This window comes from Pseudomonas sp. Sample_20 (genome assembly GCF_004307585.1).
GTDB lineage: Bacteria > Pseudomonadota > Gammaproteobacteria > Pseudomonadales > Pseudomonadaceae > Aquipseudomonas > Aquipseudomonas atacamensis.
In genome coordinates this window covers 1-14,719 of the sequence record NZ_RCOA01000078.1, presented here as the reverse complement: position 1 = coordinate 14,719, position 14,719 = coordinate 1, and the positions used below count along the sequence as shown (strand labels likewise).

At 60.6% G+C, this 14,719-nt stretch carries 10 protein-coding genes; 7 read left to right on the top strand and 3 right to left on the bottom strand.

Annotated features, from left to right (window positions below; translation table 11 throughout):
* Positions 1–19 precede the first annotated feature (19 nt).
* The 3 genes from D8U70_RS16805 to D8U70_RS16795 form a co-directional block, all read right to left on the bottom strand.
* On the bottom strand, positions 20–322 hold the full coding sequence (locus D8U70_RS16805) for a hypothetical protein (RefSeq protein ID WP_024012470.1): 303 nt from the start codon (positions 320–322) through the stop codon (positions 20–22).
* 354 nt (positions 323–676) lie between these two features.
* Positions 677–1,912 carry a M20/M25/M40 family metallo-hydrolase gene (locus D8U70_RS16800; protein ID WP_130929342.1) on the bottom strand — a complete coding sequence of 412 codons (1,236 nt, stop codon included), beginning with the start codon at positions 1,910–1,912 and terminating at the stop codon, positions 677–679.
* A 237-nt stretch (positions 1,913–2,149) separates the two neighbouring features.
* Positions 2,150–3,223, bottom strand: coding sequence for a diguanylate cyclase (locus D8U70_RS16795; RefSeq protein ID WP_130929341.1), 1,074 nt, complete (start codon positions 3,221–3,223; stop codon positions 2,150–2,152).
* A 188-nt stretch (positions 3,224–3,411) separates the two neighbouring features.
* Here D8U70_RS16795 and D8U70_RS16790 point away from each other — a divergent pair, with 188 nt between their 5' ends.
* From D8U70_RS16790 to D8U70_RS16760, 7 genes are all read left to right on the top strand, one after another.
* Positions 3,412–4,866: an NAD(P)/FAD-dependent oxidoreductase gene (locus D8U70_RS16790; RefSeq protein WP_130929340.1), complete on the top strand. Its 1,455-nt coding sequence runs from the start codon at positions 3,412–3,414 to the stop codon at positions 4,864–4,866.
* A 21-nt stretch (positions 4,867–4,887) separates the two neighbouring features.
* Complete coding sequence (locus D8U70_RS16785; RefSeq protein WP_016774118.1) at positions 4,888–5,814, top strand: alpha/beta fold hydrolase; 927 nt, start codon at positions 4,888–4,890, stop codon at positions 5,812–5,814.
* A gap of 163 nt (positions 5,815–5,977) precedes the next feature.
* Positions 5,978–7,477 carry a glycolate oxidase subunit GlcD gene (gene glcD / locus D8U70_RS16780; RefSeq protein ID WP_130929339.1) on the top strand — a complete coding sequence of 500 codons (1,500 nt, stop codon included), beginning with the start codon at positions 5,978–5,980 and terminating at the stop codon, positions 7,475–7,477.
* The gene (gene glcE / locus D8U70_RS16775) at positions 7,477–8,526 is read left to right on the top strand and encodes a glycolate oxidase subunit GlcE (protein WP_130929338.1); all 1,050 of its coding nucleotides are present in this window, start codon (positions 7,477–7,479) and stop codon (positions 8,524–8,526) included. The genes glcD and glcE overlap by 1 nt, the downstream gene beginning before the upstream one ends.
* Positions 8,527–8,528: 2 nt before the next feature.
* Positions 8,529–9,749 carry a glycolate oxidase subunit GlcF gene (glcF, locus tag D8U70_RS16770; protein ID WP_130929337.1) on the top strand — a complete coding sequence of 407 codons (1,221 nt, stop codon included), beginning with the start codon at positions 8,529–8,531 and terminating at the stop codon, positions 9,747–9,749.
* A gap of 88 nt (positions 9,750–9,837) precedes the next feature.
* Positions 9,838–11,226, top strand: coding sequence for a VOC family protein (locus D8U70_RS16765; RefSeq protein ID WP_130929336.1), 1,389 nt, complete (start codon positions 9,838–9,840; stop codon positions 11,224–11,226).
* A gap of 165 nt (positions 11,227–11,391) precedes the next feature.
* Positions 11,392–14,631 carry an ATP-binding protein gene (locus D8U70_RS16760; protein ID WP_130929335.1) on the top strand — a complete coding sequence of 1,080 codons (3,240 nt, stop codon included), beginning with the start codon at positions 11,392–11,394 and terminating at the stop codon, positions 14,629–14,631.
* Positions 14,632–14,719: the final 88 nt, after the last annotated feature.

The following is a 14,719-nucleotide window of genomic DNA, read 5'->3' as shown; positions in this document are numbered from 1 at the left end:
CCGCTACACCGCTAAACCGCTAAACCGGCGTCTTGTAAGCCTCTTCCCGCTGCGCCGCCCGCGCCTGAATCACATTCAGAATCGCGCAGCCCTCGCGCATCAGCAGATGAACCGCGCTGGTCACCCGCGTCAGATCACAATCGGAGATGCCCTTGAGGTTGAGGCTGGCGAAAGTGTCAGCCAGATCACGCACGACCACAAACCGGTGCATCGCACAGGCGGCCATGTCGCTGAGTTCAGTGTGGGTATTGATGAAGAGCACCGGGGATTCGGCGTCGTAGGTGTCGATGGGGAGATAGCGCGGCATTACTTGGTCGGTCATAGAGTTCACTCCAGAAAGGTCAGGTTCTGTATTCGACCGGCCAAGATCGTCGCAGAGTTATCTGCGAACCGAGACTATAAGAGCCGCGCCCAACGGCCGCAACCAGAGCTTCTGTCGGACTTTTCGGTATTTTTTGTGCGCCGTCCTCGACTTCCACTTTTCCCACAAAAGCCCCTCACCCTAGCCCTCTCCCAGAGGGAGAAGGAACCGATTGGGGGATGCTCGGGAGCTACTAATGATCGTTCCCACGCTCCGCGTGGGAATGCAGCCCGGGACGCTCTGCGTCCCACACAAAGCCGAACGCGGAGCGTCCGTTGAGGCATTCCCACGCAGAGCGTGGGAACGATCGCTCCTTCACCGCGGCTTGGCTAACTCCATGATCATCCGCGACAACAGATAAATCCGCGGTGCCACACTCGCCACTTCGGCATATTCCTCAGGCGTGTGAATATTGCCGCCGACAATGCCGAAGCCATCCAGCGTCGGCGTCCCTACGCCTGCGGACAGACTGGCATCCGCCGCGCCACCACTGCCCTCCTCGGTCAGCTTGCGGCCAATTTCGCCGTAGATTCCCTGGGCCATGGCCATCAGGCGATCCGACTCGGCCGTTTGTGGCATCGGCGGCAAACCGCGTTGCAAGGAAGTTTTCACTTCGGTCTCGGCAATCAACTTGTCCTGCGATACCCGCGCCAGATCCTTCTCGATGCGATCAAATTCCTCCGGCACTGCCGCGCGCACATCCGCCTTGGCCGTGGCCTGATCAGGAATCACGTTGGTGCGATCACCGGCCTTGAGCACGGTAAAGTTGATGGTGGTCTTCTTCGCTTCATCGCCGAGCTTGCCCAGTTGCAGAATCTGGTGCGCCGCTTCCATCGCCGCGTTCCGTCCCAATTCTGGCGCGACCCCGGCGTGGGCGGCTTTGCCTTTGACTTCGACCAACGCCGTCGCACTGCCCTTGCGCCACACCACCAGGCCATCGGCCGGGCGGCCCGGTTCGAGGTTGAGGGTGACATCGTGCTGTTTGGCGGTGTTCTTGATCAGGTCGGTGGCGACGTCCGAGCCGGTTTCTTCGCTGGCATCCAGCAGGAAGGTGATCTGCGCGTAATCCTTGAAGTCGAGGTTCTTCAGCACTTTCAATGCGTAGATGCCGGCGACGATGCCGCCCTTGTCGTCCATTACACCCGGCCCGTAGGCGCGGCCGTCCTTGATGTGGAAAGGCCGCTCGGCGGCGGAGCCTTCCTTGAACACAGTGTCCATGTGCGCCATCAGGAGAATCTTCGCTTTCCCGGTGCCTTTGAGCGTGGCCAGCACGTGGTTGGATTTTTCCGGGGTGTTGGGCACCAGTTCGATGGTGGCGCCGAGTTTTTTCAGTTCATCGATGGCAATGTCGCTGACCTGTTTCAGGCCCGGCTCATAACCTGAGCCGGAGTCGATATTGACCAGTCGCTCCAACATTTTCAGGGCTTCGGGCTGATACTGCTCGGCATCGGCGAGCACTTGTTTGTGCGGTTCGGCGGCGTTTGCGGCCGAGAATGCGAGGGACAGACCGAGGCTGGCGGCCAGCAGAGAGCGGGGAAATGAGAACGTCATGAAGCAGTCCTTGTTTCGTGTCGGGGGGCTTCAACCGTAACCGACATCGGCGCGAGGCTCTATAGCGGATGCGACACTTGCCCGACTGACACCGAACAAACTGTAGGAGCTGCCGAAGGCTGCGATCTTTTGATTTTGATCGTTCCCACGCGCAGCAAAGGAACGCAGGCCGGGACGCAGAGCGTCCCAAAAGATCGCAGCCTTCGGCAGCTCCTACATGGGATCTTCGATCACTCTTCAGACCGAATCCAGCAGCGCCTGCCTCGGTTTGTTGTCACTGTTGCAGATCACCCGATTGCGCCCACTGGCCTTGGCTTCGTACAACGCCTGATCGGCCTCATCCAGCCAACGCGTGGCGTCGGCATGGCTCGGGTCGTAGGCGGCCAGGCCAATGCTCAGACTGACCTTCAACGCCGGGTTCTGCTCGTAGCCCATCACCGCGAAGCGCTCGCGCAAGGCTTCCATGGCCTGAGCGGCATTGAACAGCGGCAGCTCCGGCAGGATCACGCAGAATTCATCCCCGCCATAGCGCCCGGCCACGTCCGTGGCGCGCAGATTCTGTTTGAGCAGTTTGCTCAACTGGCGCAGGACGATATCGCCAGCGACATGCCCATAGGTGTCATTGATCGCTTTGAAGTGGTCGATGTCGATCAGCGCAATCGCCGCGCCCTGCTGCTGGCGTTTGCAGCGCTGGAACGCGAGGTTCAGTTGATCCTTCCACGCGCCGTGATTGAGCAGGCCGGTCAGGCTGTCGGTGCGACTCAACGCCAATAATTCGCGCTTGTGCCGACCGAGGGTCGAGGCCTGACGAAAGCAGATCCAGCCCAGCGCCAGCGGATACAGCAATAGCAACGGCAAACAGGCGTAGAGCTGCAGCGGCGTTGTTGGCGGGATGAACGCCGGCGCAAACACCACCAGCCCGACGCCGATGCCCAATAGCTGCGCCACCGTGCCCGCCAGCAAAAACCGCCCACCGCCAATGGCGACGTTGTTCATTGCCATCATCGAAATCGTGGTTGCGCTGGGCAGCGGATTGAACTGCATGGCGGCGACCCAGAAGCCGCCCATGAATGCGTCGATCAGCAAATTGCGGTGTTCGGCGCGGTATGGAGTGTTGGAGCTTCGCGCCCATAGAAAGGCCAGATGCGGCCAGACCAGGCCGTTGAAGAGCATCAGGCCCCACACCCACAGCGGCGGATCGAGCTCATACATCGCCACGCTGACACACATCAGCCCGAGCAGCAGCCCGAACACCCGCGACCTGTAAAGCCTCCTGGCCAGTGAAAGTCCCTTTCCTCGCGTATTTCCCATAAGGGCCTCGACCGCGCGATGCATGGTTACATCCCGACAAGGATGTGTCCGGAGTCTATCAGGGCGCCGTTAAATAGCCATCACCGGCCAGCGGCCTGAATAGAGCGCTATCAGCGCCGCACGCGCGGCCCAGAGTTGGCTATAAATGAAAGAGGGGAAATGGAAAAACAACTATAAAAAGGGGGCACATGCATACCTACGCTGTGTTGATCATCGGCAGCGGTTTCGGCGGCCAGTGCGCGGCGGTCAACCTGCTCAAGGCCGGAATCGACGACTTCCGCATTCTCGAGCGACGCGACTTCTTCGGCGGCACCTGGTGCCAGAACACCTACCCCGGCGCAGCGGTGGACGTGCCGTCGCCGCTGTATTCGCTGTCATTCGCACCCTACCGCTGGTCGCAGATGTTCGCCAAACAGGCGGAACTGCGTCGCTACACCGAACAGCTGATCGAGCAGTTCGGTTTACGCGAGCGCGTGGAACTGGGGGCGGATGTCGAGCGCGTCGAGTGGGACGAAGCGGAAAAGCGTTGGTTGGTGCACACCCGCGCCAGAGGTACTTTCCGAACCCAATTCCTGATCAATGCTTCCGGGCCATTGAGTCAGCCAGTCATCCCACACTTTCCCGGGATGGATCGCTTTCAAGGCAAGACTTTTCACACAAATAACTGGGATCACAGCTACGACTATCGCGGTAAACGCGTGGCGATCGTCGGCAGCGGTGCCAGCGCCGCGCAGGTGATTCCGGCGATTGCGCCCCAGGTCGAACACCTGCATGTGTTCCAGCGCACCCCGCATTGGGTGCTGCCACGTGCCGATCGCAAATTCGGCCGGTTTCAGCGCTGGCTGCTTGGCCTGAAACCGGCATACAAACTGCTGCGCTGGCTGATCTACTGGCAATTCGAAACCCGGGTGATCGCCTTCAAATACTCGAGACCGGCGATTCATCTGGTCCAGCGACATGCGCTGCGGTTCCTCAAGCGTCAGGTTCCAGACCCGGTACTGCGGCAGAAACTCACCCCGGACTTCACCATCGGCTGCAAACGCGTTTTGGTGTCCAGCACGTACTACCCGGCGCTGAGCCGCGCCAACGTCACGTTGCACAGCCGCGAGCACGGCATCGCCTCGATCGACGAAAGCGGGATCAACACCGTGGACGGCGAGCATCTCGATGTTGATCTGATCGTCTGGTCCACCGGTTACGACGCCACCGACGGGGTAATTTCCTACCCGGTCAGCGGCAAAAACGCGGTGCAACTCAGAGATGTCTGGGCCGAATACCCGCGCGCCTACCTCGGCACCAGCCTGCCGGATTTCCCCAACCTGTTTATCGTCACCGGGCCGAACACCGGCATTGGCCACACTTCGGCGCTGTTCATCATCGAATCGCAGATGAACTACATCCTCGACTGCATCCGCACCGTACGGGCCAAAGGCGTGCGCAGCATCGAAGTGCGCCGTGACGCAGAACGTACCTACACTGCAATGATCCACCGGGAAATGCAGCGCACGGTGTGGAAGTCCGGTGGGTGCCACAGTTGGTACCAGAGCAAGAGCGGTCATGTGATCGCGATGTTTCCCGGCTTCAGTTTCAGCTATCACCTGCTGACCCGGGCGCTGAAACCGGCCGACCATATTTTGTCCTGAACACGTAAAAGGAAGACGTCGATGCTTTTGCTGTTTGTCGCACTCGCGGTTTTCGTGGCCTGGAGCTGGCTGAGTTATCCGGCGGTCGGCCATTGGCTGTACAACCTGGCCATGGCCAGCGAGGCCAGGTTGTACAAATTGCACAAGATCGAAGTGCCGATCGCCGAGATGACCGTGTCGACCTGGCAAGGCGGGCCGTACGAGGCGTCCAGCGCGATCCTGATGCTGCACGGCTTCAGCGCCGACAAAAACCTCTGGCTGCGCTGCGCCCGGCACTTCGTCCGTCAGTATCGGGTGATCATTCCGGATCTGGCCGGCCACGGTGAGACTGGCTTCAAGGCTGGCGGCGGTTACGACATTGCGGTTCAGGCCAAACGCATGATTCAACTGCTCGACGTCTGCGGCGTGGAGAAAGTCCACGTCATCGGCAACTCCATGGGCGGCTACATTGCCGCGTGGCTGGCGGCGACCTATCCGGAGCGAATCGCCTCGCTGGCATTGATCGACCCGGCCGGCGTCACCGCACCGGAGCCAAGCGACATGGAGCGCCACCTGGCGCGCGGGCACAATCCGTTTCTGATCAATTCCCGCGAAGAATTTCAGCGTTTCTACGCAATGACCATGGAGTCGCCGCCGTGGGTGCCGAAGCTGGTGCTGGACGCCGTCGCCCAGCGCTACGAGCAACAACGTGACGAGCTCGAAGAAATCTTCCGCGACTTCCGCGCCAGCCCGCCGATGGAGCCGAAACTGGCCGAGATCAAATGCCCGGCGCTGTTGCTGTGGGGACGCAAGGATCGCCTGATCGACGTCAGCAGCGTACCGGTGTGGAGCAAGGGCATCGCCAATCTCGAAGTGGATGTGTGGGATCACGTCGGGCACATGCCGATGGTCGAACAGCCGGGAAATACCGCGCGGCTGTACGGGGAATTTCTGGAACGACAGCGATGAACATGGATATTCGCAATGCCCCAGGTGGCGCAACTGATCGCTCCCATGCTCTGCGTGGGAATGCCTCAGCGGACGCTCTGCGTCCAGTGACGCAGAGCTTCACGGGCTACATTCCCACGCAGAGCGTGGGAACGATCAGCCGAGACAGAAGGTTGGCGTTCCCATGAACATCCTTTACGACGAACGCCTCGACGGTCCGTTGCCCGAGGTGAACAAGGGCGAATTGCTCAAGGCTCTGCAACACGCCCTGCCGGACCTGGACATCCTCTGGCGCGAAGATGAACTCAAACCCTACGAATGCGACGGCCTCTCCGCCTACCGCACCACGCCGATGCTGGTGGCCCTGCCCCGGCGTCTGGAGCAAGTGCAAACCCTGCTGAAACTGTGCCATCAGAACAACGTGCCCGTGGTCGCGCGGGGTGCCGGTACGGGATTGTCCGGCGGCGCGCTGCCACTGGAAAAAGGCCTGTTGCTGGTGATGGCGCGGTTCAACAGCATCCTGCACATCGACCCCGCTGCACGCATCGCGCGGGTTCAGCCGGGGGTGCGCAATCTTGCTATCTCCCAGGCGGCGGCCCCGTTCGGCTTGTATTACGCACCGGATCCGTCATCGCAGATCGCCTGTTCAATCGGCGGCAACGTCGCGGAAAACGCTGGCGGCGTGCATTGCCTCAAGTACGGCCTGACCGTGCACAACGTGCTGAAAATCGAAGTGCTGACCATTGAGGGCGAACGCCTGACGCTGGGCTCCGAGGCGCTCGATTCAGCCGGTTTCGACCTGCTCGCCTTGTTCACCGGCTCCGAAGGCCTGCTGGGGATCATCACCGAAGTCACGGTGAAACTGCTGCCCAAACCGCAAGTTGCCAAGGTCCTGCTCGGCAGTTTCGATTCAGTGGAAAAGGCCGGTCGTGCGGTTGCCGAAATCATCGCTGCCGGGATCATTCCGGGTGGTCTGGAAATGATGGACAACCTCGCCATCCGCGCCGCCGAAGACTTCATCCACGCCGGCTATCCGGTCGACGCCGAGGCGATTCTGCTGTGCGAACTCGACGGTGTCGAAGCCGACGTGCACGACGATTGCCAGCGCGTACGGGAAGTCATGACAGCGGCCGGCGCCACCGAGGTGCGCCAGGCCCAGGACGAGGCCGAGCGCGTGCGTTTCTGGGCCGGGCGCAAAAACGCGTTTCCGGCGATCGGCCGGTTGTCGCCGGATTATTACTGCATGGACGGCACCATCCCGCGCCGCGAATTGCCCGCTGTGCTGCAAGGTATCGCTAGCCTCGGCGAGGAATATGGCTTGCGCGTGGCCAACGTGTTCCATGCCGGCGACGGCAACATGCATCCGCTGATCCTGTTCGATGCCAACCAGCCGGGGGAGCTGCATCGCGCCGAGGCACTGGGCGGCAAGATCCTCGAACTGTGCGTGAAAGTCGGCGGCAGCATCACCGGCGAGCACGGCGTCGGCCGCGAAAAAATCAATCAGATGTGCGCGCAGTTCAACAGCGACGAGTTACTGCTGTTTCATGCGGTGAAAGCCGCGTTCGATCCGCAGGGCCTGCTCAATCCCGGCAAGAACATTCCGACCCTGCATCGCTGCGCCGAATTCGGCGCGATGCACATTCACGCCGGGCAACTGCCCTTCCCCGAGCTGGAGCGATTCTGATGGCTGATTTCGATGCCGCCAACGCCCTGCTCGATCAGGTCAACGCCGCACGGACCAATGCCACGCCGCTGAAGATTCAGGGCGGCAACAGCAAGGCCTTTCTCGGCCGCGAGGTGGCCGGCGAAGTGCTCGACACCCGCGCTCATCGCGGCATCGTCCAGTACGACCCGACCGAACTGGTGGTCACGGTGCGCGCCGGCACGCCGTTGTACGAGCTGCTCGCTGCGCTGGATGACGCCGGGCAAATGTTGCCCTGCGAACCGCCATCCTTTGCCGACAGCGCCACGGTCGGCGGCATGATCGCCGCAGGATTGTCCGGGCCACGCCGGCCGTGGTCCGGCTCGGTACGCGACTTCGTTCTCGGCACGCGGGTGATCACCGGCCTCGGTCAGCATCTGCGCTTCGGTGGCGAAGTGATGAAAAACGTCGCCGGTTATGATCTTTCGCGACTGATGGCCGGCAGTTTCGGTTGCCTCGGCGTGCTCACCGAAGTGTCGCTGAAAGTCCTGCCGAAACCACGCCAGTGCCTGAGCATTCGCATCGACATCGACTGCGCTCGCGCCTTGAGCAAACTTGCCGAATGGGGCCAGCAACCGCTGCCGATCAGCGCCGCGTGCCACGATGGCCGGAGCCTGTACCTGCGCCTGGAAGGTGGCGACGGTTCGGTAACGGCGGCGCATCAACGCCTCGGCGGCGAGCCGCTGGATTCGGTTTTCTGGCGCGACCTCAACGAACAGCGCCTGAGTTTTTTCGACGAAGGTTTGCCGCTGTGGCGCCTGTCATTGCCGAACAACCTCGGCCCCCTCGAACTGCCCGGCGAGCAACTGATCGACTGGGGCGGTGCGCAACGCTGGGTGAAATCCGAAAGCCCTGAGATTCACGCACTCGCCCATTCCTTGGGCGGCCATGCAACGTGCTTTACCCACGGCGCCACCGATTCGCCGTTCCAACCCTTGGCGCCAACCCTGCTGCGCTACCACCGGCAACTCAAGGCGCAACTCGACCCGCAAGGGCTGTTCAACCCCGGGCGAATGTACGCGGAGGTCTAGCCATGCAAACCACCCTCAGCGAGCAATCGCGGCAATTGCCCCGCGCTGGCGAAGCGGAAAAGATCCTGCGCACCTGCGTGCATTGCGGCTTTTGCAACGCGACGTGCCCGACCTATCAATTGCTCGGCGATGAGCTCGACGGGCCGCGCGGGCGCATTTACCTGATAAAGCAAGTGCTCGAAGGCGCACCGGCCACCGAACAGACGCAACTGCATCTGGATCGTTGCCTATCGTGCCGCAACTGCGAAACCACCTGCCCATCCGGCGTCGATTATCACAACCTGCTCGACATCGGCCGTGCGGTGGTCGACAGCGCGGTGCCACGCCCGGCCGCCCAGCGCTTGCTGCGCGAAGGCTTGCGCGCGTTGGCGCCGAATCCGGCTGTGTTCAAAGGCTTGCTGCGCATGGGCGCGACCTTTCGGCCTCTGCTGCCGCGCCTGCTGGAAAGCAAACTGCCGCAGCGCTTGGGTGTTATGGGGTCGCGCCCTGCTCCTCGGCATCCGCGCCGAGTGTTGTTGCTCGAAGGCTGCGTGCAACCAGGCCTGTCACCTAACACCAATGACGCGACGGCGCGAGTACTTGATCGTCTGGGCATCAGCGTCACCCCGGTGAGCGAGGCCGGTTGCTGCGGCGCTCTCGACTATCACCTCGACGCTCAGGGCAAAGGTCTCGACCGCGCTCGGCAGAACATCGACGCCTGGTGGCCGCATCTGCAGAACGGCGCCGAAGCCATCGTGCAGACGGCCAGCGGTTGTGGCGCGTTCATCAAGGATTACGGGCATTTGCTTGCGGACGATCCGATCTACGCCTCGAAAGCCCGGCGGATCAGCGAAATGACTCGGGATCTGGTGCAAATAATCGCTGAGGAACCACTGGAGCAAGTATGCGCCGCCAGCGAACGGCGCATCGCCGTGCATTGCCCGTGCACCTTGCAGCACGCACTGAAACTCGGCGGCGCCGTGGAAGCCGTGCTGACCCGACTCGGCTTCAACCTCACATCGGTGCCGGACGGCCATTTGTGCTGCGGCTCGGCGGGCACTTACTCGCTGACCCAACCGGTGCTGGCGCGGCAACTGCGCGATCAGCGCCTCAACGCCCTGGAAAGCGGCCGGCCTGAGTTGATCGTCACTTCCAACGTAGGCTGTCAGAGCCATCTGGCCAGCGCCGGGCGCACGCCGGTCAGGCATTGGATCGAACTGGTGGATCAGTCGTTGGCAGAATGAAGTTCGTAGGATTCTTCGTTTGCCCGCGTGGGCGAAGGCTGCGATCTTTTCCGGCATCCATTTCGTCACCGTGGCAGGAATTTTTTTCATGACCGTGCAGCCGTTCGTCAGCCCCGACCTGATCCGCCAACGCTTCTCCCGAGCGATGTCCGACATGTACCGCGAAGAGGTGCCGCTGTACGGCGCGCTGATGGAACTGGTGGAGAAAACCAATCGCGAAGTGCTGGCACGTCAGCCCGAGATTGCCGGACAGCTCAAGCGCACTGGCGAAATCGAGCGGCTGGGCATGGAACGCCACGGCGCCATTCGCGTCGGCACCGCGAGCGAACTGGCCACCCTCGCCCGCCTGTTCGCGGTGATGGGCATGCAACCAGTGGGTTATTACGACCTGACCCCGGCCGGTGTGCCGGTGCATTCAACGGCGTTTCGCGCGGTGCATGAAGAAGCGCTGCAGGTCAGCCCGTTTCGCGTGTTCACCTCGTTGCTGCGCCTGGAGCTGATTGAAGACGCTGAATTGCGTTCGTTTGCCGAGTCGGTACTGGCCCGTCGTTCGATTTTTACTGAAGAGGCGTTGCGCCTGATAGAACAGGCGGAAACGGCAGGCGGACTGAATGACGACGAAGCCGCAGAATTCGTCCGACAGGCACTTGAGACTTTTCGCTGGCACCACAGCGCCACCGTCAGCGCCGCGCAGTACCAGAAACTCAGCGCCCAGCACCGCTTGATCGCCGATGTCGTTGCGTTCAAAGGCCCGCACATCAACCACCTGACCCCTCGCACGCTGGACATCGACACCGTGCAGGAGCAGATGCCTGCCCATGGCATCACACCCAAAGCGGTGATTGAAGGCCCACCGCGCCGCGACTGCCCGATCCTGCTGCGCCAGACCAGCTTCAAAGCGCTGGACGAGCCGATCGCCTTCACCGATCAGCCCGAAACCCGTGGCAGCCACAGCGCGCGTTTCGGCGAAATCGAACAACGCGGCGCCGCCCTCACGCCCAAGGGTCGCGCGCTGTATGACCGCTTGTTGAATGCCGCTCGCGATGAATTGGGCGACTTCCCTAACGAAGCCAATGCCGCACGCTACAACGCGCTGATGACGCAGCACTTTGCGGAATTTCCTGACAGCATCGAGGGCATGCGCGAACAGGGGCTGGCGTACTTTCGTTATTTCGCTACGGAAAAGGGCATCGCGGCGCACGGACTTGGCGAATCGTCCCTGGAGGACTTGCTGCGCGATGGCTACGTGAAAGCGGAGCCGCTGGTGTACGAAGATTTCCTGCCGGTGAGCGCAGCGGGGATTTTTCAGTCGAACCTGGGGGATGCCGCACAGGCGCATTACGGCGAACACTCCAATCGACAGGCTTTCGAACAGGCGCTGGGGCGTTCGACCATTGATGAGCTGGGGTTGTATGCCGAGACGCAACGGCGGTCGATTGAGGAATGTGCCCAGGTGCTGCTGATCAAACGGCTCTGACGATTCGGCCTTGGAAACAAGGCGGCTTTTGAAACTGAAAAACGTGGGTGGACAGCATGCGGGTCAATGAACTGCAACGTTTTCGTGTCAATGACGAAGAAGTGATCGATGGCGCCTGATATCCTCTGCACCAGGATTCAAAGCCCAGCGCTTTCAAGGACGTTCATGACCATGCAGAATATCGTACGTTACTGGCACGCCGTCGAGTTGCTGCAACCCCAGGCAGCGCCCCAGCTGAAGAAGCGCGAAAGCGATTATCAGCCTTACTACCAAGATCTCCCTCTTACCGCCAAGGTTCTGCCGTGGATGCCGACGAATCCTCTGGCCAAGGAAAATCTTCCGGAAAAACGCGCATGGAGTCACACGCTCTACGCTCACCTTTACGATAATCTGGTTGTAACCCGCCGGCTCGCCGAGTTGTACGGCGCTGATCAAGGGTACAAAGAGCCGCAACGGCGCACGTCAGCGCTGTTCTCGCTCAAGTTCAATCAGGAAGGCATGATGTTGATCGACAGCCTTGTTCTGTCCAGTGAGGCATGGTTTGTCGGTTGCGCCATCAATCATCAGGACTGGACACGCGGCTTCGACGAAACTCAAAAGTTTCTCCGCGAACAGGCCAACAGCCACTTCAGTGGTGTAGCGCAGGCTGATGATCTTCGCAGCATGACTGACTATGTGCGCAAAGTGCTGGGGGTCGATGAATTCTTCTCCGATCAACCGCGCATGCATCGCTTCCGCTCAGCACCGATCAATCCGAACAAGCCCGAACAGGAAGACGATCCACTCAACAGCTTTTTGCTGGAGGACCTCTGCGACGTTGCCGATGCGCTGGCGCGTGGCAAAACCAGCGAGGCGTTGGCTCGTTACCTCAGCCATCACGCCCCGGAGGAGCGCCAGCATCTGGATCAGGCAGATGCTGATCCGGCGCTTATCAATCGCCTCGCACCGTCGCAATATGCCGCAGGCTGCTGGCCTGCCGAACGACATCTAGGGCTGGTGCACTCCCAACAACTGGCAGTCAACAGCCTGTTGCACGAGCTCAGTTTCAAGGCCGGTATCATGGGGGTCAACGGTCCTCCCGGCACCGGAAAGACCACCTTGCTGCGTGATCTGATTGCCGCGGTGGTGACGCAGCGCGCGGACGTACTGGCGTCGTTCGACAGGGCTTCGCAGGCCTTTACCAAGGATGGACGCGAAGTTGCCAATGACGCTGGACATAACCGGTCTGCCTATACACTCGATGCGCGATTGCTCGGATTCGAAATGGTCGTGGCCTCGTCCAATAACGGTGCCGTGGAAAACGTCACTCTCGAGTTGCCTCAACAGGACAGGATCGATCCTTCGTGGCGGCCCGATGCAGATTACTTCAGCGAACTGGCCAGCCTGACAAGTGGCAAGCCCGCCTGGGGCATGATCTCGGCAGCGCTGGGAAGCAAGGCTAAACGCACGCTGTTTGTGGATCGCTTTTATCACGGAAAACGTCCACCCAAAGATAAAACAGGCGCACCGCTGGAATCGTCACAACCGCAAACGCCGGATTTGAACGAAGACGAAGCGTTGTACAGCGAAAATCCCTTGCTCGACAGCGCTGAGGTCGATGCCGCCGAAGCAAATGACAAGCCCTCTCCAAAGGGCATGCGCGACTGGTTGTTCGAACAGGCCGCGCACATGAAATCGCTTACCTCAACTGAAAAAGCCGCTCTCTGGCGAGAATCCGTTCAGCAATATCAGAACGCGAAGAGCGCCGAACAGGCGTTGCGTGCGCAAGTCAGTGACATCACCTCGCATATCGAGGCTGTGAACAGCGCCAGAGCGCAGATCCTGAAATCCACCCAGCAACGTCATACCCATCTGGTTGAGCGCCGCCGCCTTGATGAGGAGCAGGCCTTGCTGGAAGTTCGCCAACTCACCCCGGCACGGGAACAGTTGCAGCAGCAACTGCAACGCCTTGAAACGCATCTGACACTGAAACCAGGTTTTCTCGCCAACCTGTTCAGCTTGTGGGGCGCGCAGCGCAAATGGTTAGCTCGACAACAGATGCTCGTCAGCGCTCACGCTCTGGCAAAGGATGCCTACGACAGCATTCAACGTCTAATGCAGCGAATCAGCAGTCAGCTCAGCGAACTCGACCTGCAACTGGCCGCTGATCAAGAGCAGGTCGACCAAGCCGAGCGTGACGCTCGCCATCAGGTGGAAAAGGCTCGCAGCGTTGCTCAGACCGGTAAAGCAAGGCATGTGCTAGCGTGGCTTGACCATGGCGCAATGGGTCGAGGCAGTGACATCGAGCTGCTGGAACCCTGGATCGTCGAAGGCTGGCGTCAGGCCCGGAGCAAGGTGTTCATCGAAGCACTCAAGCTCCACCAGACCTTTTTCAGGATCGAGGCATCACGTCTGGGTGGCAATCTGGGTTTTATTACCAGTTTGCTGACTGGCAGTCGTTACGGCGGAGTGTCTCAAGCGGTCATGCGTTCGGCATGGGCGTCTTTGTTCATGGTAGTACCGGTGCTCAGCAGCACCTTTGCTTCGTTCGCTCGGTCTTTTGGCAGTCTTGGGTGCGGCGAGATCGGCTGGCTGTTGGTGGACGAAGCGGGTCAGGCTACTCCGCAAGCCGCAACGGGCGCACTGTGGCGCGCTCAGCGCGCCGTACTGGTCGGTGATCCGTTTCAGCTCGAACCTATCGTGACCGTTTCAGACGCGGTGCTCGAACATATACGCACACGCTATCAGGTCGACGCTCACTGGCTACCCAATCGCCAGTCAGCTCAGACGCTTGCCGATCAAGCCACTCGATGGGGCCGGATGGCCGGTCCAAAAGGGCAAAAATGCTGGGTCGGCCTGCCATTGGTCGTGCACCGCCGTTGCGACAAACCCATGTTCGACCTGGCTAACCGCATCGCGTACGACGGGGCCATGATCTACGGCACTGTTGCTCCTGCTGCCGATAAGGAAACGCCGGCGCGCCTGCTGACCGGCTGGGTCCATGCAAGCGGCCAGTCAAGCGGCAACTGGGTCGACAATGAAGGGCTGGAGCTCGATCGTTTGCTGGGCTTACTCGATGCCAGTGGAGTACCGTCGGACAGTATTGCCGTCATCACACCTTTTCAAGACGTGCGGAATCATCTCAAAGACCGTCTGCCTGGCAAAATTGTGCGAGGCACCATTCACACCATGCAGGGTAAAGAAGCTGCGGTAATCATTCTTGTTCTGGGTGGCAGCAGCGACAATCCAGGTGCCCGGGAATGGGCCGTTTCAAAACCCAATCTGCTTAACGTCGCCGTCACCCGCGCGAGACGACGCCTGTATGTAATCGGCGATCGTAATGACTGGCGACAGCGCAAATTGTTCTGCGATGTCATGGAGCTGTTGCCAGCTCTGCCTTCAATAACGAATGAGATGTTTGCCTGAGCAACAGGCTTGGCGATCATTGCCACCTCGATGCCCAACTGCGCAAGAAGTTGCGCAGTTGGTCGTAATATTTCAGGGGTAAATTGCC